The organism is Corynebacterium sp. UBA2622, from assembly GCF_002339505.1.
Lineage (GTDB): Bacteria > Actinomycetota > Actinomycetes > Mycobacteriales > Mycobacteriaceae > Corynebacterium.
Window position 1 is genome coordinate 17,576 of the sequence record NZ_DDJO01000021.1, and the last position, 20,078, is coordinate 37,653.

Below are 20,078 nucleotides of genomic sequence, written 5' to 3' on the forward strand. Positions count from 1 at the left end.
CGCCGCGCCAAACCGTCCCTGCGCGGCCCGTCCGAGGTAATGTTCGACCCCAAAACCACGTCGACGGAAGGCCTGCGCAATGGACCGCGACCCCACCTCGAAACTACTCGACGACGCCCGCCGCCAGCTCGCTGCGCTCGAGCGCGAGAACGCTCACGCACGCGAGCTTATCGACGCCCTCCGAGCCCACATCTCCCGGGTTGAGGGGCGTGCGCCCGCACCCGCGCCCGCGGTGCCGGCCCAGACGACGCCAACACCCCCCGGGTCGCCGCACTCGCGCCGCCGCGGGAGCGGGCTGTCACCGGAGCAGCGCGCGTTGCGCGTTGTCGCCGGCCTCGGCGGGTTGATCTCAGCGATCGGCGTGATCCTCGCCGTCGTCTGGGCGTTCCAGACCGGCCTCCTCCGGCCCCCGGGGATTGCCCTGCTGGGGGTCATCCTCTCGGGTTCGCTTGCTGCGGCGGGCCTCGCCGCCCGCTCCCGTTTCGGCCCCTCGTTCGGCGTGACCGCGACCTTCAGCGCCTCCTTCATCTCCGCCGTCGGTGTGATGTTCTACGTCACCTCGAACGTCTGGCGCGGCACCTCAATTTCCGTGTCATCGGCGATCCACCTCGTTCTGTGGCTGGTGTTTCTCGGCCTGGCCTACACGCAGCGCGATCACCGTCTCCTCCGGTTCATGCTGGTGATCTTCCTCATCTACGAGTTCGCCCTCGTAGATGATCATCTGGCCGCCAACCTCTGCGCCCTGCTCGTGCCGCTCGTCACCGTGGGGGCGTGTTCCCTGCCGCGTTTGTGCGGGGCGGGTGGGCAGTCCCGGGCCACCGGTGCCCTCGCTTCGGCGGTTTACGCGGTGGGGACCTTCCTCATCGTCTTCGTCACGGACACCGGCTACAACGTCGCAGCCTCCGCCGCGGCCCACTACGTTCTCATCGCGCTGGGCGCCGCGCTGTTCGTGGTTATTGGCTCGCGCGCGCACGCCTCCCCCGCCCGCGGTGCGCAGGGGGCCGAGGTTCTCGGGTTGGCGGTGTTTCCCCTCACCTCACTTGTGCTGGTGATGCTCTTCGCCAGGCTCCACTTTGTTCCGTGGTTCATCGTGGCCGCCACAGCGGGCATCGCGGCCTTCATGGTCCTGCGATTCCGGACGGGAGGGCCGGGTGCGGGCCTTCACCGGCGGCTTGCGGGATGGTGGCTCGCCGCACTGGCCCCCGTCACCGCCGGTGCCCGGGTGGTTTCCGGCCACCTCCTTAACGGGGACCCGCCAAGTTCCCACTTCACCGCCGGGTTGCTCGCGTCCCTCGCCGTGTACGTGCTGCTCTTCTGCGGCGTAGCGCTCCTTCTACGCCTTCTGCCCCCCGTTCCGGGGGACGAAGGGGTCGTAGTCGCATGGATCCTGGGGTACGTTCTCGCCACCGTCTTTGCCCAGGAAATGCTGCGTGATGCCGGGGCGTGGCACCCGGGCAGCGCCCGGATGGTGGGCGAGTCCCTCATTACGGCCGCCTTCCTGGCCTCCAGCCTGTACTTCCGCGATCTGTTTCCCCGCCTGGGCAACGGCGCGCGGGTCATCTGCGGCATCGCGCTGGTCGGTGAGACCCTGCCCGTGATTCTCCCCCCGGTCGGCTCTCTCGTCGCAGCGATGCCGGGCGCGGACCCCGCGACCGGGTTCTGGGTGGGACACGCGGTGACCTCCGTGCTCTGGATACTCACGGCCACCGTCCTGCTGCTCGCACCGCGAGCCCGGGCGTCGGGATCCGCGACTCTGGGGCTCGGGATCCTGTTTGCCGTCCTCGCGTCCCTGAAACTCGTCTTCTTCGACCTGGATTCAAGCAGCGAAATCACGCGCATCATCGCGTTCGTGGTCTGCGGTGCCCTGCTTCTCGCGATAGCGGTCGTCCGCTCGCGCCGGGATCCCGAACCAGCCCCCGAGCCCGCTACGGGAGGATCTGGCTCAGGAACTGCCCGGTGAACGAGCCCTCGACCCCGGCCACGTCCTCCGGGGTGCCCTGAGCGACGACGGTGCCGCCGCCCGAGCCGCCCTCCGGCCCCATGTCGATGACCCAGTCAGCGGACTTGATCACGTCGAGGTTGTGCTCGATGACCAGGACAGAATTGCCCTTCTCCACCAGGCCGTTGAGCACGAGCATCAGCTTCCGGATGTCCTCGAAGTGCAGGCCGGTGGTGGGCTCGTCGAGGATGTAGATCGTGCGACCGTTGGAGCGCTTCTGCAGCTCCGCGGCCAGCTTCACGCGCTGCGCCTCGCCGCCCGACAGTGTCGTCGCGGCCTGGCCCAGCCGGACGTAGCCGAGCCCGACGTCGACAAGCGTGCTCAGGTACCGGTGGATGGACGTGATGGGCTCGAAGAACTCACTGGCCTCCGAAATCGGCATGTCGAGCACCTCTGCGATGTTGCGGCCCTTGTAGCGCACCTCGAGAGTTTCCCGGTTGTAGCGCGCTCCCCCGCACACCTCGCACGGGACATAGACGTCCGGGAGGAAGTTCATCTCGATCTTGATGGTGCCGTCGCCGCGGCAGGCCTCGCAGCGCCCGCCCTTGACGTTGAAGGAGAACCGGCCCGCCTTGTATCCGCGCACCTTCGCCTCCTGCGTCTCGGCAAAGAGGTTGCGGATCTTGTCGAAGACCCCGGTGTACGTCGCGGGGTTCGAGCGCGGCGTGCGCCCGATCGGCGACTGGTCCACCTGCACCAGCTTGTCCAGGTTGTCGATGCCGTCAATCTTCTTCACCCGGCCGGGCACCTGCCGGGCACCGTTGAGCTGGTTCTGCAGGGTCTTTGCCAGGATCTCGTTCACCAGGGTTGATTTGCCGGAGCCGGAGACCCCGGTGACGGCGACGAGCGCGCCCAGGGGGATCTTCACGTCCACGTTGCGCAGGTTGTTCTCCCGCGCACCGGAGATGTGGAGCTGCCGGTCCCTGTCCACCGGGCGGCGCGTTTCCGGAACCTTGATCTCCTTGCGCCCGGCGAGGTAGTCACCGGTGAGCGAGTCCTTCGCCTTGACGATGCCCCTGGGATCGCCCTGGTAGACGATTTCCCCGCCGTACTCGCCCGCGCGTGGTCCGACGTCGACCATCCAGTCGGCCGCCTTGATGGTGTCCTCGTCATGCTCCACCACCACTAGCGTGTTGCCGAGGTCCCGGAGCTTCTTCAGGGTGGTGATGAGCCGCTGGTTGTCGCGCTGGTGCAGGCCGATGGACGGCTCGTCGAGGACGTACAGCACACCCGCCAGGCCGGAGCCGATCTGCGTGGCCAAACGGATGCGCTGGGCTTCGCCGCCCGAGAGGGTCCCCGCCGAGCGCGACAGCGTGAGGTAGTTCAGGCCGACATCGAGCAGAAAGCGCAGGCGCGCCTGGATCTCCCGCAGTACGGCACCCGCAATCATTTCCTCGCGGTATCCCAGCACGAGGTTGTCCAGGTATTCCGAGGCCTCCTCAATGGACAGCTCGGTGAGCCCGGCAATGGATTTCTCGCCGTGTGTGGTGGAATCGAGGCGCACGGCGAGGATCTCGGGCTTGAGGCGCGAGCCCCTGCAGGTGGGGCATGGGATCTCGCGGGTGTAGGCGAGAAGGCGCTCCTTCTGGGTGTCCGACTCGGCCTGCTCCATCTTGCGCTCGAGGTAGCCGATCACACCCTCGTAGGCCGCGGTGAAGGAACGCTGGCGGCCGTAGCGGTTCTTATAGCGCACGCTCACCTGCGTCTTGGAGCCCGAGACCAGGTGCTTCTGCTGCGTCTTGGTCAGCGAGGAAAACGGGGCGTGGGCGTCGAAACCCTCCTCCGAGGCCAGCGCCTCGATGAGTTTGACGAAGTAGCTCTTGTTCGGGCTGGAGTTCCACGGCTGGAACGCGTCGACGGCGGGTGCGTCCGGGTCCGGGATGACCAGCTCGGTGTCGATCTCCTTGCGCACGCCGAGGCCGTCGCAGGCGGGGCAGGCGCCGAACGGGGAGTTGAAGGAGAAGGCGCGCGGCTCGTACTCCTCCACGTCGAGGGTGTGGCCGTTCGGGCAGGCCATCTTCTCGGAGAAGATATGGTAAGCGTCCTCCTCCTGCCCGTTGTCCTGCCCGGCACCGACAAACTCGATGGCCACGAGGCCGTCGGCAAGCTTGAGCGCCGTCTCGACGGAGTCCGTCAGGCGCTGCTTCTGGCTCTCCTTGACCTGCAGTCGGTCAACCACCACGTCGATGGTGTGCTTGATCTGCTTCTCCAGCTTGGGCGGGTCGGAGAGCTGGTGGGTCTCCCCGTCCACGGTGACCCTTGAGTAGCCCTGGGCGGCCAGGTCCCTGAACAGGTCGGCGAACTCCCCCTTGCGCTTGCGCACCACAGGGGCGAGGACCTGGAACTTCGTGCGCTCCTCGCGCTCCATGATCTGGTCCACGATCTGCTGCGGGGTCTGGCGCTGGATGACGGCGTCGCAGACGGGGCAATGGGGCGTGCCCGCGCGGGAGTAGAGGAGACGCAGGTAGTCGTAGATCTCGGTGATGGTTCCCACGGTGGACCGCGGGTTGCGGTTGGTCGACTTCTGGTCGATCGACACCGCGGGAGAGAGTCCATCGATGTAGTCCACGTCCGGCTTGTCCATTTGGCCGAGGAACATGCGGGCGTAGGAAGACAGCGACTCGACGTAGCGGCGCTGCCCCTCCGCGAAGATGGTGTCAAAGGCGAGGGAGGACTTGCCCGACCCCGACAGCCCGGTGAAGACAACCATCTTGTCGCGGGGCAGCTCCACGTCGACGCCCTTGAGGTTGTGCTCGCGCGCACCGCGCACGGTCAGCCGATCAGCCACGTTGTTTCTCGTCCTTCGGTCGGGGGTGGCCGGCCGCTACCCGTGTGCGGGCGCGCCGGAACGACGGTACCTACCGAACATACCAACGACGGACAGGGCCGGTTTATTTCCTCCGCCGCTACGCTGGGATGTATGAACGAGCCACTCACACTGCACCAGGTTTCCGTGTCTGACATGGACAACAATTGCTACCTCCTCGCCTGCGGGGGCGAGGGGCTGCTCATCGACGCCGCCGCTGATGCCCCGGCGCTTCTCGCTCTGGCGGACCAGGCGGGCGTGAGCATCACCGGTGTCCTCACCACCCACCGCCACCAGGATCACGTCGGCGCCCTGCCGGAGATCCTCGAGCGCACGGGAGCCACGCACTGGGCCTCCTTCCTCGACGCCCCGGCCCTGCCCGCGAAGGTCGACCGCACCCTCAACGACGGTGACACCCTCGATTTCGCCGGGCACAGCCTGCCCGTCCAGATCCTGCGGGGCCACACGCCCGGCGGAGCGTGCCTGGTTGCGGAGCTCGACGGCGTAACGCACCTCTTCGTCGGCGACTCCCTCTTCCCCGGCGGACTGGGCAAGACCGATTCCGAGGGCGACTTTGTCCGCCTCTACCGGGACGTCACCTCGCGCCTGTTCGACGCCTACCCGGACGACACGGTGGTCCACCCGGGCCACGGGAAGGGTACGACCCTGGGCGCCGAGCGACCCAAACTGGACGAGTGGTGGGAGCGCCGCTGGTAACCCGATTCCCTGGCACGGCCCACGCCAAACTGTCTAGAGTGGAACGTGGACATTCAATAGGTGGAAAGAAAAGGAATGCAGCTTATGATTCGCAAGTTCGCGCGGCCGATGCTGGCCTCCGTGTACGTAGCCGATGGCGTGGAGACGGTCATGAACCCCTCCGCCCACCGCGACAACGCCGAGGCGGCACTGAAGAAGATCCGCTCCGTGGTCCCGCGGGAGTACCGCTCCTTCGTGCCTTCGTCGCCCGAGACGGCCACCCTCGCCGTCGGCGGCGTCAAGACCGGTGCCGGCGCCCTCTTCGCGCTGGGCAAGGCACCGCGCACCTCCGCCACGCTTCTCGCGGCGACCGCGGTACCCTCCCTCCTCGGTCGCAACGCCTTCTGGGACGCCAAGGACGAGCAGGAGAAGGCCCGCCGCCGCAGCGGCGCCCTCACGGACCTCGCCCTCCTGGGCGGCGTTCTGCTCGCGACGGTGGACACCGAGGGGAAGCCGAACCTGCAGTGGCGCGCCCAGAAGGCCGCCCAGGTGACCAAGAAGAACGTCGCCAAGGCCCTGCCGACCCAGTCCGAGACCGAGAAGGCCATGAGCAAGGCCAGCAACTGGCTCTCCGACACCTCCGAGCAGGTTGCCAACTACGTCGACGACAACAAGGACGACTGGAAGAAGACTGCGGCATCCCTGGCCGACAACGCCACCGACGCCGCCGGAAACTTCCTCGAGGACGCGAAGAAGCAGACCTCCAGCCTCCTCGACACCGCCACCGACCAGGCACAGAGCACCTACAAGGACCTGAAGCCGTCCAAGGTTCAGCAGTTCAAGGCGAAGCGCAAGGTTAACGGCCTCGTCGGCGATCTGCAGTCCTCCCTCGACGATCTCGGTCCCAGCGCCGTGGACAAGTTCAAGGCCAAGCGCAAGGGCAAGAAGGTCGCGGCGAAGCTCCAGGGCCGCGCCCAGGATGCTGTGGATGCCCTCCAGGACACCTTCGACAACCTCGATGCCGCACCCTCCAAGCGCCAGCAGCGCGAGTGGAAGCGCAAGACGAAGAAGGCCCAGAAGCGCGCCCAGAAGGCCGTGAAGAAGGCCCAGAAGAAGCTCGGCTAGACACCGCACGCTCCCCCGCCGAACCCCGCCCCCGCATCGCCGAGGGGGCGGGGTTCCGTGGTGCTAGGATCGTTCGTTTCCAGTCCAACCCTAGGAGGTGCGCGGGTGCGCAATCATTCAGACGACGGGCGCGACGCCGTCGAGGCCGAGCAGGCCCACGCCGACACTCTCTTCGCCCATCTCGACGCGGAGGTGCGCGCGGCGCGCGCGAGGCTCGAACAGGTCCAGGCGGACGTGGACCCCGACAACCCCGACCCCGACGCCCTCGTGCGCCGCGAGACCGAGTACCACGGCCTCAACGCCAGGCTCGACGCTCTCGGCGTGGCCGAAGTTGGGCTCGTGTTCGGGCGCATCGACATCGCCGACGACGCCCCGGAGAACCCGGCTCCAGGCCACCCCTGCCTCGACCGCCGCTACATCGGGCGCATGGGCATCGACGACCGCGCCGACCACTACCGCACCCTCCTGCTCGACTGGCGCGCCCCCATGGCGCGGCCGTACTACCTGGCCACCACCGCCCACCCGGAGGGCGTGGAGAGACGCCGGAACATCCGGATGAAGGGCCGCACGGTCACCGGCGTGGACGACGAGGTCCTCTCCGGCGACTCCGCCCCCGAAGGCACGTCCAACGTGGGCAACGAGGCCGCCCTGCGTGAGGCAATGAACCGGGCGCGCACCGGGCGCATGCAGTCCATCGTGGAAACCATCCAGCGGGAGCAGGACGAGATCATCCGCGACACCACCCGCGGAGTCCTCGTTGTACAGGGCGGCCCGGGTACCGGCAAGACCGCCGTGGCCCTGCACCGCGTCGCATACCTGCTCTACACGTGGCGCGAGCAGCTTTCCCACACCGGCGTGCTCATCGTCGGGCCGAACCGCACCTTCCTCGACTACATCTCGCGCGTGCTTCCCGAGCTCGGCGAAACCGGTGTGGTGCTCAGCACCGTCGGGGAGCTCGTACCCGGATTCTCCCCCGACTCCGACGACGAGCCTCTCGCATCCCGCGAAGTGAAGGGTTCGGCGGAAATGGCGGTCATACTCAAGCGCGCCGTCGAGCACTACCAGCGCGTGCCGGCCAAGCCCGTTTCCCTGACCTTCGACTCCGTGGCCATCGAGGCAACACCCGCCATGGTTAGGGCGGCGCGTACCCGCGCCCGCCGCTCCCGCCGACCGCACAACCGGGCCCGCGACGTGTTCGCCGACGCTCTCACCCGCGCCCTCGCGGAAGCCCTCGCCCACCGCATCGGGGAAGACCCCCTCGGCGGCGAGAATCTGCTCGGGGCTGCGGATGTCGACCAGCTGCACGACGACCTCACCGACGAGCCGCAGGTACGCTCGCTTGTCGACGACCTCTTCCCCGCCCTCGACCCCGTCGAGGTGCTCGACAGCCTCCTCACCTCCACGGAAATGATTGCGGAGATCGCCGGCGACTACGACGACTACACCCGCGACGCCCTCCACCGTGCCCCCGGCACCCCCTTCGCGCCCTCCGACACGGCTCTGGTGGACGAGCTGGCGGAGCTGATCGGCCGGGTCGACCCGGCCGATCAGCGCGAGGCCGAGCAGGAGGAGTGGCGCCGGCAGGTGGCGGAGGCGGAGGACGCCCTCGACATCCTCTCCTCCTCGGAGGCCACCGACAACGACGATGACCAGTTCGAGGCCGAGATCCTCTCCGCCCACGACATCATCGACGCCGAGACCCTGGCGCAGCGCCAGCGCGAGACCGACGTCCGCTCCACCGCGCAGCGCGCCCGGTCGGATGCCACGTGGGCGTACGGGCACGTGATCGTGGATGAGGCGCAGGAGCTCTCCCCCATGGAGTGGCGGATGGTCTTCCGCCGCTGCCCCTCACGGTGGATGACGCTTGTCGGCGACACGGCCCAGACGTCCTCCCCCGCCGGGACGGACGAGTGGGCCGGGGCGCTGGAGCCGTTCATCGGAAAGCGCTACCGCACCCATGAGCTGACCGTGAACTACCGCACCCCGGCCGAGATCATGGGGCCGGCAAATGCGGTGCTCGCGTCGATCGACCCGGTCGCCGAACCCGCCACCTCCATCCGCTCCACCGGCATTCCGGTGCAGTACCTGCCCTCCGGCACAGACCCCGGAACCGCCCTGCCAACCGGGGACGGGCGCACCAGCGCCGTCATCACCGCCGGCAACGTGGCGCAGCACAAAGGCCTCGAGTTCGACCACGTTGTGGTGGTGGAACCCGAGGCCATCGCGGGGGCATCGCCCCAGGGGCTGCAGGACCTCTACGTCGCTGTCACCCGCGCCACGCAGACACTGACGGTGATCGGCGAACCGGGCCCGCTGGCTAGTTGACCGTGTGGACGATCATGACGTCGCAGTCCGACTGGCGCGCGACGTCGGCCGGCACGGAGCCGAGCAGGCGCCCGGTCAGCGAGTTGATCCCGCGGTTACCCACGACGAGCAGGTCGGCCTTGTTGTCGTTGACGATGGCCATGAGCGCCTCGACCGGGGTACCCGGACGGGTGGCAGTCTGCACGTCGGCGGCGCCGGCGGCGCGCGCGTACTCCACGGCCTGGTCCAGGTTCGAGCGGGCCTGGTCGTCACCGAGGATGGTGACGGAGTCCTGGCGCAGGGTCTTGGAGGCCTCGTCCTCGGACTCGTAGTAGGCGGTGCCGATGATAAGGGTGGAGCCGAAGGCGGCGGCGATCTTCGCGGCGCGCTCGACGGCGAAGAACGACGACTTGGAGCCGTCGCTTCCGACCACAATGGTCTTGTAGTTGTCGGCCATGGACAATCACTAACCTTTCGTTAACGGTGGCCCGTGGAGGCGGGACCCTCGGATAAGTGTTTAGTTTACCCGCACGATACTAGTAGTGGCCCTCCGCCCGGGTATCCACCAGCATCACGTCCACCGGCGACTTCTTGGCCACGTTGCCGGGGATGTTGCCGAAGAACCTCCCGGCCAGTGAACGCATGCCCTTGTTGCCCACGACGAGCAGATCCACCCCGTGCTCCTGGACGGCCTCGAGCAGCACGGCGGCTGGCTGGCCGGGGCGGGTGATGAGGTCCACGCGCGGCGCCTGCTCCTCCTCCGCGATGACGCGGGCGGCGGCGAGGACGCGCTCGGCGTCGCTGTCGCTGACGATCTCGATCTTCGATAGCTCCGCGTTGGTGGCGTTGAGCATCGACCCGCTCGCAGAGTAGTGCGCGCAGATCACGGTGAGGTCCGCGTCGTAGACGCGCGCGAGGCTCGCGGCGGAGCGCACCGCCATGAGCGAGGTTGGCGAGCCGTCGGTGCCCACGGCGATCGACGTGTAGGTGTGCATGTGCGTTTATTGCCCTTCCCTAGTTTCCTGTTTCCTTGATACCACGCAGCTCGCGGCGCAGATCGGCGATCTCGTCGCGCAGCCGCCCCGCCAACTCGAACTTCAACTCGCGCGCCGCCGCGCCCATCTGGGCCGTGAGGTCGTCGATGAGCTTCTGAACCTCGTCGGAGGCCATGGTGGACACGTCGGGCTTTTCGACGACCGCGGCCTCTCCTTCCGGCCCGGAGGCGGCCACCCCCGCGCCCTCCTCGGAGTTCTCGTAGACCTGATCCAGGATATCGGCGATCTTTTTGCGCAGCGGCTGGGGGTCGATCCCGTGCTCCCGGTTGTACGCGAGCTGCTTTTCGCGGCGCCTCTCCGTCTCGTCGATCGCGTCGCGCATGGAGTCGGTGACGGAATCGGCATACATGATCACCTCGCCGGAGACGTTGCGCGCGGCGCGGCCGATGGTCTGGATGAGCGACTTGGTGGAGCGCAGGAAGCCCTCCTTGTCCGCGTCGAGGATCGCCACGAGCGACACCTCAGGCAGGTCGAGGCCCTCGCGCAGGAGGTTGATGCCCACGAGGACGTCGTACTCGCCGAGGCGCAGCTGGCGCAGCAGCTCCACGCGCTGCAGGGTGTCGATGTCGGAGTGCAGGTAGCGCACCTTCACGCCGTGGTCGAGGAGGTAGTCCGTCAGGTCCTCGGCCATGCGCTTGGTCAGGGTGGTCACCAGGACGCGCTCGTTCTTCTCCACCCGCTGGCGGATCTCCTCCATCAGGTCGTCGATCTGGCCCTTGGTGGGCTTGACCGTGACCTTCGGATCCACGAGCCCGGTCGGGCGGATAACCTGCTCGACGAACTCGCCTTCGGCCGCCTCCAACTCGTAGTCGCCGGGGGTGGCGGACATGTAGACCGTCTGTCCGACGCGCGCCTCGAACTCGTCGAAGGTCAGCGGCCGGTTGTCCACCGCACTGGGGAGCCGGAAGCCGAACTCCACCAGGTTGCGCTTGCGGGACATGTCGCCCTCGTACATTCCGCCGATCTGGGGGACGGTGACGTGGGACTCGTCGATGATGGTTAGGAAGTCCTCGGGGAAGTAGTCGATGAGCGTCGCGGGGGCAGATCCGGCGGGCCGCCCGTCCATGTGGCGGGAGTAGTTCTCGATGCCCGAGCAGAAACCGACCTGCTGGATCATCTCCAGGTCGTACTCGGTGCGCATGCGCAGACGCTGCGCCTCGAGAAGCTTGCCCCGGTTCTCCAGGTCCTCCAGCCGGTCGGCGAGCTCCTCCTTGATGGCCTCGATGGCCTTCTCCATCCGCTCGTCCGTGGCCACGTAGTGGGTGGCCGGGAAGATGCGGACCTCCTCCTCCTTGCTCAGGATGTCCCCGGTGAGCGGGTGGATGTAGTAGAGCTCGTCGATCTCGTCGCCGAAGAACTCCACGCGCACCGCAACCTCCTCGTAGGCGGGGATGATGTCCACGGTGTCACCCTTGACGCGGAAGGTCCCGCGCTTGAAGTCGATGTCGTTGCGCTCGTATTGGACGTCGACAAGCAGGCGGAGGAACTGGTCGCGGTCGACCTCCTCCCCCGTGCGCAGAACGACGGAGCGGTCGAGGTAGGACTGTGGCGTACCGAGGCCGTAGATGCAGGAGACCGAGGCCACCACCACCACGTCGCGGCGGCTGAGCAGCGCGGACGTGGCGGAGTGGCGGAGGCGCTCGACGTCGTCGTTGATGGACGAGTCCTTCTCGATGTACGTGTCCGTCTGCGCAATGTACGCCTCGGGTTGGTAGTAGTCGTAGTAGGAGACGAAGTACTCGACGGCGTTGTTCGGCAGGAGCTGGCGCAGCTCGTTGGCCAGCTGGGCCGCGAGGGTCTTGTTCGGCGCCATCACCAGGGTCGGGCGCTGCTGCTTCTCGATCAGCCACGCGGCGGTGGCGGACTTGCCGGTACCTGTCGCGCCCATCAGCACGATGTCGCGCTCCCCGCGGCGGAGGCGCTCGTCGAGCTGCGCGATCGCCGCGGGCTGGTCACCCGAGGGCTGGAACTCGCTGACGACCTCGAAGGGCTTTTCCCGGCGCTGGATGTCTCCCACGGGGCGGAACTCGGATTGGGCGAGGACGGGGTGCTCAGCAGCAAAGGCCATGCACCCATCCTATCGCCCGACCCGGCTAGTGAATGACCCTCCCCGTCGCATCGAGCCACTCCTTGAGCTCGCCCGCCTCGCGCCACAGTTCGTAAAGCTCGGAGTGGGCCGGGTCGAGTGCTTCGCGCAGCTTCGCCTGCAGCCAGCGCCGGTCACGGAAGGAGAATTCGAAGTCCAGCGCGGGGGCGTCCTCCGGACGCGGGACGTGGCCGTTGAGTACCGCGTTGAGGGCGACGACGGCCTCGGCGCTCTCGGAGTCCAGCGGGCCCTCGCCGCAGTCGAAGCGGAACTGGTCCATGCGGAACGTGCCCTCGGCAAGCTGGCGCACGGTATCGCGCGCCCTGTCGTTGTCGAACGGTCCATGATCCCACGTACCCATGTCGGGCCACGTTAGGCCCGCAACTTTAATGGGAACTTACCAACAGCTAAACTTCTCGGGCCATTTCCCGGATGCGGGAAACGAGCCGTTCAACCTGCTGTTCCAACTCCTCCGGCGTGCCGTTGTTGTCCAGCACCACGTCAGCACGGGCCTGGCGCTCGGCATCCCCGATCTGGCGGTCGATGCGGTTGCGCACGTCGGACTCCTCCAGCCCGCGCTTTTCGACGAGCCTTGCCACCCGCACCTCCGCATCCGTGTGCACCGCCACATTCAGGTCCATCGTGGAATCCAACCCGAGCTCGAACAGCAGCGGCATGTCGTAGACGGCCGCCTCCGCTCCCCCGTGCTCGAGCTCGGCCAATCGACGTTCGGATTCCTCGCGGATCGCGGGGTGCGTGATCGCGTTGAGCCGGGCCGTGGCCTCCGGGGTGGCGAAGGCACGGCGGGCCAGCTCGGCCCGGTCGAGCGAGCCGTCCGCGCGGAGGATGTCCTCCCCGAACTCCCGCGCGACCTCGTCGAGCACGGGGGAATCGGGCTCCATGTTGTCCCGCGCCACCTGGTCGGCGTCCACCACCGGGATGCCGGCCTCGGCGAGGAGCGCCGCCACCGTCGATTTGCCGCTGCCGATGCCACCGGTCAGTCCAATTCTGAGCATGGCCCCATCATAGGCAACGGCCCACCTCCCGGGCGGGAGATGGGCCGTGGTTCAGCGGCTGGCGCGCTGGCTTAGTTGCCGGCGAGCTTGTCGCGCAGAGCTGCGAGCTGCTCGTCGGACGCGAGGGAGCCGATGGACTCCTCAGGCTGGTCGGCTGCCGGAGCTGCAGCGCCAGACTCGGAGGAGTAGTTGGACTCGGTGCCCTGCTCAGCGGCCTCGGCGGCGGCGGCGCGGTGGCGCTCGATCTGGGCCGTGTGGGCCTGGAAGCGGCGCTCGGCCTCGGCATAGCGGGCCTCCCACGCCTGGCGGGCCTCGTCGAAGCCCTCCATCCACTCGTTGGTCTCCGGGTCGAAGCCCTCCGGGAAGATGTAATTGCCCTGCTCGTCGTAGGAGTCGGCCATGCCGTAGCGGGACGGATCGAACTCCTCGGAGTAGTCCTCGTCGGCCTGCTTGAGCGACAGGGAGATGCGGCGGCGGTCCAGGTCAATGTCGATAACCTTGACCATGACCTCCTCGCCGACGTTGACAACCTGGTCCGGGACCTCGACGTGGCGCTGTGCCAGCTCGGAGATGTGGACGAGACCCTCGATGCCCTCCTCGACGCGGACGAAGGCGCCGAACGGGACGAGCTTGGTGACCTTGCCCGGGACGATCTGGCCGACGGCGTGCGTGCGGGCGAAGACGCGCCACGGATCCTCCTGGGTCGCCTTCAGCGACAGGGAGACGCGCTCGCGGTCGAGATCGACATCGAGAACCTCGACGGTGACCTCGTCGCCGACGGTGACAACCTCGGACGGGTGGTCGATGTGCTTCCAGGACAGCTCGGAGACGTGCACGAGGCCGTCAACGCCGCCAAGGTCGACGAAGGCGCCGAAGTTGACGATGGAGGACACGACACCCTTGCGGACCTGGCCCTTCTGCAGCTGGTGCAGGAAGTCGGAGCGGACCGCGGACTGGGTCTCCTCCAGGTAGGCGCGACGGGACAGCACGACGTTGTTGCGGTGCTTGTCCAGCTCGATGATCTTCGCCTCGAGCTCCTGGCCGATGTAGGGCTCCAGGTCGCGGACGCGGCGCATCTCGACGAGGGAGGCCGGCAGGAAGCCGCGCAGCCCGATGTCGAGGATGAGGCCGCCCTTGACGACCTCGATGACGGTGCCGGTGACAGGCTCGTCGTTCTTCTGCAGCTCCTCGATGGTGCCCCACGCGCGCTCGTACTGCGCGCGCTTCTTGGACAGGATGAGGCGACCTTCCTTGTCCTCCTTGGTCAGGACAAGGGCGTCGATCTCATCGCCGGCCTCGACAACCTCGTTGGGGTCGACGTCGTGCTTGATGGAGAGCTCGCGGGTGGGGATGACACCCTCGGTCTTGTACCCGATGTCGAGGAGAACCTCGTCGTGGTCGACCTTGACGACGGTGCCGGTGACGATGTCGCCATCATCGAAGTACTTGATGGTCGCGTCTACTGCGGCGAGAAAGTCCTCAGCGCTGCCGATGTCGTTGATGGCAACCTGGGGTGCGTTGGAAGTGGGCATAGGTTTAAAGTGCTCCGAAACGGATAGGAGATAGTACTTGGACATGAGCGCGTCTCTCGTAAAACACGGGCTGATGTGCATCGATCCCGCGCCTCGCGATCTCACCTCGGGTGCGGCCGGACCCTCCTACATAGCCCTGAACTCCCCTCGGCGTAGACACGCCTTTGCTACACTAGCCCCTTTCCGCAGCTAGGGCAAATGTTTTGGCCCCGCTCGCGCCCGCATTTCCCCAGGAGGCCACACGTGTCAACCCCGTCACAGGCAAACCGCTCCCACTGGGATGCCGACGCCGGCCGCTACCACGCCGAACACGCCTCCTACCTCGAGGGTTTTCACTGGTCGCCGGAGATGGTCGCCGAGCGCGACGTGCGGTTGCTTGGCAACGTCTCACACGCCGCCGTCCTCGAGATCGGCTGCGGCTCCGCCCCCTGCGCCTCGTGGCTCGCTGACGACGGCGCCGGGTTCGTCGCCGGCTTCGATATCTCCCGCGGCATGCTGTCCCGGGCCCGCAGAAACGTTGCCTTGGTCCAGGCCGATGCGCTCGCGATCCCCTTCCGGGACGGCGCCTTCGACGCCGCCTTTTCCGCGTTCGGAGCCATCCCCTTCGTGCGGGACATCGATGTGCTGCTCGCCGAAGTCTCTCGCGTCCTCGCGCCCGGCGGGCGTTTCGTGTTCTCGGTGAACCACCCGATGCGGTGGGTCTTCCCCGACGATCCCGAGGCGTTCACGGCGGAAATCCCCTACTTTTCCCGCGCGTACGAGGAGCGCGACAAGGCCGGCACCCTGACGTATGCCGAGTACCACCGCACGTTCGGTGACTACGTCCGCGCGTTCAACGCCACGGGTTTCGAGCTCGTCGATTTGCTCGAGCCCGAGTGGCCGGCTGACCTCAAGCAGCGCTGGGGCCAGTGGTCGCCGGAACGGGGGGCGATATTCCCCGGTACGGCCATCTTTGTCACTCGGCGGAGGGGGGCCTAGAAGTTCACCGGGATTTCCCCCAATGTTTGCCGCGCCACACTTACGGGTGGGCTACGATGCCGGGTGTATATCGGGAGCTGCGGGCCACAAAGCCGCGGGGGGCGGCCGCGTGACCCGGGAAAAATCGGGCGCGCCACCCATCCGGGCCGGCGCGCCCCGACCTTTCTAGTGCGCGGCGGCGTCCCAGTTGGAGCCTGTGCCCGCTGACACCTCGAGCGGGACGAGCAGCGTGATCGCCCCGTCCATCTCGCGTTCCACGATGTCGCGCACCTGTTCCAGCTCACCGGGGGCCACCTCGACGACGAGTTCGTCGTGGACCTGCAGCAGCACTCGGGAGTCGAAGTCGCTCAGCGCGCGGTCGACCCGGACCATGGCGACCTTGATGATGTCCGCTGCCGTGCCCTGGATCGGCGCGTTGAGCGCTGCGCGCTCCGCGTTTTCCCGGGCGAGGCGGTTGTCCGAGTTGAGCTCGGGGAGGTAGCGCCGCCGCCCGAAGACCGTTTCGGTGTAACCGTCACGGCGTGCCTGCTCCACCACCTCGTCCAGGTAGCGCTTCACTCCGCCGAAGCGCACGAAGTAGCTCTCCATGATTGATTTCGCCTCCACCGGTGCGATACCCAGCTGCTGGGAGAGGCCGAAGGCGGACAGGCCGTAGACCAGGCCGTAGCTCATCGCCTTGACGCGGCGGCGCAGCTCCGGGGTGACCTGGTCGATGGGCACGTCAAAGACGCGGGAACCGACGAAGTTGTGCAGGTCCTCCCCCGCCCTGTAGGCCTCGATGAGCCCGGCATCCTGCGAGACGTGGGCCATCACGCGCATCTCGATCTGCGAGTAATCGGCGGTGAGCAGGCATTCGTACCCCTCACCCACCGTGAAGGCGGAGCGGATCACGTGCCCGGCCTCCGTGCGCACGGGAATGTTCTGCAGGTTCGGGTCCGTCGACGACAGGCGCCCGGTGGAGGCGACCGTCTGGTTGAAGGTGGTGTGGATCCGCCCGTCGTCCTGCACCGTCTTGATCAACCCCTCAATGGTGGACTTCATCTTCTGGTACTCGCGGTGGGCCAGAAGGGCGTCGAGGAAGGGGTGCGGGTTCTTCGCGGCGAGCGCCTCAATTTCCTTTGCGGCGGTGGAGTAGCCCGTCTTCGTCTTCTTCGTCTTCGGCAGGTCGAGCTTGTCGAAGAGGATGACGGAGAGCTGCTTCGGGCTCGAGAGGTTCAGGTCGGGTTCGTCGACCAGCATGCGCGCGTGCTGCTCCACCTCGGCGACCTTGCGGGTGAACTCCTCGAGCTCGCCCTCCAGCACGGAGGCGTCGACCGAGATGCCGGCGTCCTCCATCTCGGCGAGAATGCTCACCAGCGGAACCTCGAGATCGGAGTAGAGCTCGTAGGAGTCGATGCCGCGCAGTTGCGCGGTGAGCTCCTCGGCCAGCTCGAGCACGGCGGCGGCGGAGTCGATCAGGGTGGTGTCACCGAGGAGGCTGAGCTGGTCGCCACCCTGCTCCAGCTGGCGCTGGAGGTGGCGCTGGTAGACGTCGGGGAGCTCGTAGGTGCGCTGGCCCGGGCGGAGCAGGTACGCGGCAATGGCGGTGTCGTGGGCAATGCCGCGCAGGGCGATGCCGCGGCCGCGCAGCATGTGGATGGCCGGCTTGGCTCCGTGCAGGTACTTCGGGTCCTCCGACTCGGCCCAGGCCTTGAAGGCGGCATCCTCCTCGGGCGAGAGGTCGGCGGCCTCCTTCTGGATGCCGCGGCGCTGCTTGTCGACGATCGCCAGCGCGCGCACATCACCGCGGTGCGGCGCACCATTGCCGGCGAGGTACAGGGCGAGGCCCTGACCTGAGCGCTCCGCGAGCCAGGCGTCGAGGGGGCCGTCGTCGACCTCGATGTCCGAAAGCTCGACGGACTGCACCGGGGCTGCGTCACCCTCGGTCGGAACGGCGGAGAGGACGCGCTCGCGCAGGTTCACACCGAATTCGAGGTCGTCGAAGGCCTTGGCCACGCGCGAGACGTCGGCTGGCTTCATTTCCAGGTCGTCGGGGACGACGGGCAGCTCCACATCCGTGACCATGCGGGTCAGCTCGCGGTTGAGGCGCACCTGGTCGATGCGCTCGCGGAAGTTGCTGCCCGCCACCCCCTTGATCTCCTCGGCGTGCTCGATGAGGCCCTCCAGCCCGCCGTACTGGACGATCCACTTGGTGGCGGTCTTCTCCCCCACCTTCGGCACGCTGGGGAGGTTGTCGGAGGGGTCACCGCGCAGGGCGGCGAAGTCGGGGTACTGGGCCGGGGTGAGGCCGTACTTGCTCTCCACCTCCTCCGGGGTGAAGCGCGTGAGTACGGACACGCCGCGGGTGGGGTAGAGAACGGTCGTGGTGTCGTCGACGAGTTGCAGGTAGTCGCGGTCGCCGGTGACGATGACGATCTCGTATCCGCCCTCGGCCCGCGCCTCGGTGACCAGGGTGGCGACGATGTCGTCGGCCTCGAAGTTCTCCTTGGACAGGGTGACGATACCCAGGTCGCCGAGGATGTCGTCGATAAGCGGGACCTGGCCCTTGAACTCGGGCGGTGCCGCCTCGCGCTGGGCCTTGTACTCGGGGTACTTCTCGGTGCGGAAGGTCTTGCGCCCCACATCGAAGGCGACCGCGGCATGGGTGGGCTGCTCCTCCGCCACGATGTTCGCGAACATGGACAGGAAGCCGTACACCGCGTTGGTGTGCTGCCCGCCCGAGGTGGAGAAGTTCTCCGCCGGCAGGGCGTAGAAGGCGCGGAAGGCCATGGAATGTCCGTCGATGAGGAGGAGGCGCTTAGTCACGGTTCCACAGTGTAGACGCGCGGCCGGTGACGGCAGGTACGTGCCGGTTTCCTTGTTTGGCAGTCGCTGGACGACGGCGGGAGCGCCGTTATAGGCACGCTCGTGCCGGTTTGGGGTTGTGTGGGTGGCGCGGGGGCGCTATGGTTTGCCAAAACGGCGCGAGCGTGCCGGTGTGGGAGGAGTTGGCAATGTCGTTGGACGACTTGGGGGAATTCATCCGCACCGAGCGCAAGAAGAGGGGCCTCGTCCAGGCGGAGCTGGCGGAGCTGGCGGGGGTTTCGGAGCGTTTCGTACGGGAGTGTGAGAAAGGAAAACCGACCGCGGAAATCGGCAAGGTGATGGCTCTATTTTCCGTGCTCGGTTTCGATCTCGTTCCCGCACCCCACGTCCCGGAGGCGCTGCGGTGAGTGTAAACGATTCTGGCGCGATCCACGCGGCGGACATCTATGTCGGCGACGAGCTCACCGCCGCCTTCTACCGGCGCCCCGGCATGACAACGGAATTCCGGTACCTTACCCACGCCACCCGTTCCGTGGCCACATCTCTACCGCTTCACGTGACCGCGACGACACATAACGGCTCCCTCCCACCCTTCTTCACCAACCTGCTCCCCGAGGGGCGTCGGCTCACCGCCCTGCGCAAGGGTGTCAAGACCTCCCTCGACGACGAGCTCGGTCTACTCCTGGCCGTCGGCGGCAACACCGTGGGTGACGTGACCGTCGTTCCGCCCGGGGGCGCACCTCAGACTTCCAGCGCGGTTGTCCTCACCGAACCCCTCGACTTCGGCGCGGCGCTCACATCAGCCGGCATCGCGGACCCGGCCGCGCTGCCCGGCGTGCAGGACAAGGCGTCAGCGCGCACGATCGCGGCTCCGGTGTCAGGTGGCAACACCGACTACATCCTCAAGGTTTCACCCCCGGAGTACCCCGCGCTGGTGGAAAACGAGGCCGAATGCTTCGCGATGATCGGCAGAGCACGGCGACGGTTCCCCGTCGCTTCCGTGGATCTCCGCCACGACCGGCATGGGCGCGCCGGTCTGCTGGTCCGGCGTTTCGACCGCTTACATGGAAAGCGCCTCCACGTCGAAGATGCCGCCCAGATCATGGGCCTCTACCCGGCAGAAAAGTACTCACCCTCGATGGAGGACCTGGCCACCGCACTTAGCGGTGTGTCGGCCTCCCCCACCCTGACCGCCCGGTCAATCGCGTTCCAGACCGCGTGCGCCTGGCTCACGGGCAACGGTGATCTGCACGCGAAGAATCTTTCCCTCATGGATACCGGGAACGGGTTCCAGGTTTCGCCGCTATACGATATTCCGTCGACACTCCCCTACGGCGACACAAGCCTCGCCCTCAGCGTCCAGGGGGCACGCGACAATATCAGCTCGTCAATGTTCCGCACCTTTTGCGCCGAGATCGGCCTGCCGCCCAAAGCCGCCGACAGGGTGATGCACCAGGCTCTGGAGGTGACCGAGGGTGCAGCCGAGCGCCTTATCGCGGCAATTGGCTGCACGCCGCGGCAGGCTCGGGACGTTCGCCGAGTTCTCGGGCGGAGGCGGAAACTGTGGGGCGCCGGCTGAGTTCGCGCCCCTGGGGGTGCGCTGGCGTGGGGGCGTCCTCGAGCCGTTGGATAGGCCAGGCGTAGTGTGCCTTTAAAGTCCGCAACGCGGAGTCGAC

15 protein-coding genes are annotated in these 20,078 nt (G+C 67.3%); 7 read left to right on the forward strand and 8 right to left on the reverse strand.

Annotation, left to right across the window (positions count from 1 at the left end; translation table 11 throughout):
* Positions 1 to 79: 79 nt before the first annotated feature.
* Positions 80 to 1,960 (forward strand): hypothetical protein, encoded by a 1,881-nt coding sequence (locus B3611_RS08580; RefSeq protein ID WP_291314667.1) that lies wholly within the window; start codon positions 80 to 82, stop codon positions 1,958 to 1,960.
* On the opposite strand, the gene uvrA is transcribed toward B3611_RS08580, so the two are convergent.
* A complete protein-coding gene (gene uvrA, locus B3611_RS08585) occupies positions 1,926 to 4,787 on the reverse strand; it encodes an excinuclease ABC subunit UvrA (RefSeq protein ID WP_291314668.1) in 2,862 nt (953 codons plus the stop codon). The two genes, B3611_RS08580 and uvrA, sit on opposite strands and share 35 nt — an antisense overlap.
* Positions 4,788 to 4,919: 132 nt before the next feature.
* Here uvrA and B3611_RS08590 point away from each other — a divergent pair, with 132 nt between their 5' ends.
* The 3 genes from B3611_RS08590 (at position 4,920) to B3611_RS08600 (ending at position 8,951) form a co-directional block, all read left to right on the forward strand.
* Positions 4,920 to 5,522, forward strand: a complete 603-nt coding sequence (locus tag B3611_RS08590) for an MBL fold metallo-hydrolase (protein ID WP_291314669.1) — start codon at positions 4,920 to 4,922, stop codon at positions 5,520 to 5,522.
* Positions 5,523 to 5,606: 84 nt separating this feature from the next.
* On the forward strand, positions 5,607 to 6,626 hold the full coding sequence (locus B3611_RS08595; RefSeq protein ID WP_291314670.1) for a DoxX family protein: 1,020 nt from the start codon (positions 5,607 to 5,609) through the stop codon (positions 6,624 to 6,626).
* A gap of 57 nt (positions 6,627 to 6,683) precedes the next feature.
* Positions 6,684 to 8,951, forward strand: coding sequence for a HelD family protein (locus B3611_RS08600; protein WP_414646321.1), 2,268 nt, complete (start codon positions 6,684 to 6,686; stop codon positions 8,949 to 8,951).
* Here B3611_RS08600 and B3611_RS08605 read toward each other — a convergent pair.
* The 6 genes from B3611_RS08605 to rpsA form a co-directional block, all read right to left on the reverse strand.
* Positions 8,944 to 9,387, reverse strand: coding sequence for a universal stress protein (locus B3611_RS08605; protein WP_291314672.1), 444 nt, complete (start codon positions 9,385 to 9,387; stop codon positions 8,944 to 8,946). The two genes, B3611_RS08600 and B3611_RS08605, sit on opposite strands and share 8 nt — an antisense overlap.
* Positions 9,388 to 9,466: 79 nt before the next feature.
* On the reverse strand, positions 9,467 to 9,925 hold the full coding sequence (locus B3611_RS08610) for a universal stress protein (protein ID WP_291314673.1): 459 nt from the start codon (positions 9,923 to 9,925) through the stop codon (positions 9,467 to 9,469).
* A 19-nt stretch (positions 9,926 to 9,944) separates the two neighbouring features.
* On the reverse strand, positions 9,945 to 12,053 hold the full coding sequence (gene uvrB, locus B3611_RS08615) for an excinuclease ABC subunit UvrB (protein ID WP_291314674.1): 2,109 nt from the start codon (positions 12,051 to 12,053) through the stop codon (positions 9,945 to 9,947).
* A gap of 25 nt (positions 12,054 to 12,078) precedes the next feature.
* On the reverse strand, positions 12,079 to 12,432 hold the full coding sequence (locus B3611_RS08620) for a DUF4259 domain-containing protein (RefSeq protein WP_291314675.1): 354 nt from the start codon (positions 12,430 to 12,432) through the stop codon (positions 12,079 to 12,081).
* Positions 12,433 to 12,478: 46 nt separating this feature from the next.
* The gene (gene coaE, locus B3611_RS08625) at positions 12,479 to 13,087 is read right to left on the reverse strand and encodes a dephospho-CoA kinase (protein ID WP_291314676.1); all 609 of its coding nucleotides are present in this window, start codon (positions 13,085 to 13,087) and stop codon (positions 12,479 to 12,481) included.
* 71 nt (positions 13,088 to 13,158) lie between these two features.
* A complete protein-coding gene (rpsA, locus tag B3611_RS08630; RefSeq protein ID WP_291314677.1) occupies positions 13,159 to 14,619 on the reverse strand; it encodes a 30S ribosomal protein S1 in 1,461 nt (486 codons plus the stop codon).
* A 243-nt stretch (positions 14,620 to 14,862) separates the two neighbouring features.
* Here rpsA and B3611_RS08635 point away from each other — a divergent pair, with 243 nt between their 5' ends.
* Positions 14,863 to 15,597, forward strand: a complete 735-nt coding sequence (locus tag B3611_RS08635) for a class I SAM-dependent methyltransferase (RefSeq protein ID WP_291314678.1) — start codon at positions 14,863 to 14,865, stop codon at positions 15,595 to 15,597.
* Positions 15,598 to 15,762: 165 nt separating this feature from the next.
* On the opposite strand, the gene polA is transcribed toward B3611_RS08635, so the two are convergent.
* A complete protein-coding gene (gene polA / locus B3611_RS08640; RefSeq protein WP_291314679.1) occupies positions 15,763 to 18,402 on the reverse strand; it encodes a DNA polymerase I in 2,640 nt (879 codons plus the stop codon).
* Positions 18,403 to 18,590: 188 nt separating this feature from the next.
* On the opposite strand from polA, the gene B3611_RS08645 reads away from it, so the two are divergent.
* Positions 18,591 to 18,809: a helix-turn-helix transcriptional regulator gene (locus B3611_RS08645; protein ID WP_291314680.1), complete on the forward strand. Its 219-nt coding sequence runs from the start codon at positions 18,591 to 18,593 to the stop codon at positions 18,807 to 18,809.
* Complete coding sequence (locus B3611_RS08650) at positions 18,806 to 19,981, forward strand: type II toxin-antitoxin system HipA family toxin (protein ID WP_291314681.1); 1,176 nt, start codon at positions 18,806 to 18,808, stop codon at positions 19,979 to 19,981. Before B3611_RS08645 ends, B3611_RS08650 begins: the two co-directional genes overlap by 4 nt.
* Positions 19,982 to 20,078 lie beyond the last annotated feature (97 nt).

What these genes read in the sequence shown, in the direction of transcription:
- B3611_RS08580 (WP_291314667.1), top strand. Translation starts at nt 80, where the DNA reads ATGGACCGCGACCCCACCTCGAAACTACTCGACGACGCCCGCCGCCAG.
- B3611_RS08590 (WP_291314669.1), top strand. Translation starts at nt 4,920, where the DNA reads ATGAACGAGCCACTCACACTGCACCAGGTTTCCGTGTCTGACATGGAC.
- B3611_RS08595 (WP_291314670.1), top strand. Translation starts at nt 5,607, where the DNA reads ATGATTCGCAAGTTCGCGCGGCCGATGCTGGCCTCCGTGTACGTAGCC.
- B3611_RS08605 (WP_291314672.1), bottom strand. Translation starts at nt 9,387, where the DNA reads ATGGCCGACAACTACAAGACCATTGTGGTCGGAAGCGACGGCTCCAAG.
- B3611_RS08610 (WP_291314673.1), bottom strand. Translation starts at nt 9,925, where the DNA reads ATGCACACCTACACGTCGATCGCCGTGGGCACCGACGGCTCGCCAACC.
- uvrB (WP_291314674.1), bottom strand. Translation starts at nt 12,053, where the DNA reads ATGGCCTTTGCTGCTGAGCACCCCGTCCTCGCCCAATCCGAGTTCCGC.
- B3611_RS08620 (WP_291314675.1), bottom strand. Translation starts at nt 12,432, where the DNA reads ATGGGTACGTGGGATCATGGACCGTTCGACAACGACAGGGCGCGCGAT.
- coaE (WP_291314676.1), bottom strand. Translation starts at nt 13,087, where the DNA reads ATGCTCAGAATTGGACTGACCGGTGGCATCGGCAGCGGCAAATCGACG.
- rpsA (WP_291314677.1), bottom strand. Translation starts at nt 14,619, where the DNA reads ATGCCCACTTCCAACGCACCCCAGGTTGCCATCAACGACATCGGCAGC.
- B3611_RS08645 (WP_291314680.1), top strand. Translation starts at nt 18,591, where the DNA reads ATGTCGTTGGACGACTTGGGGGAATTCATCCGCACCGAGCGCAAGAAG.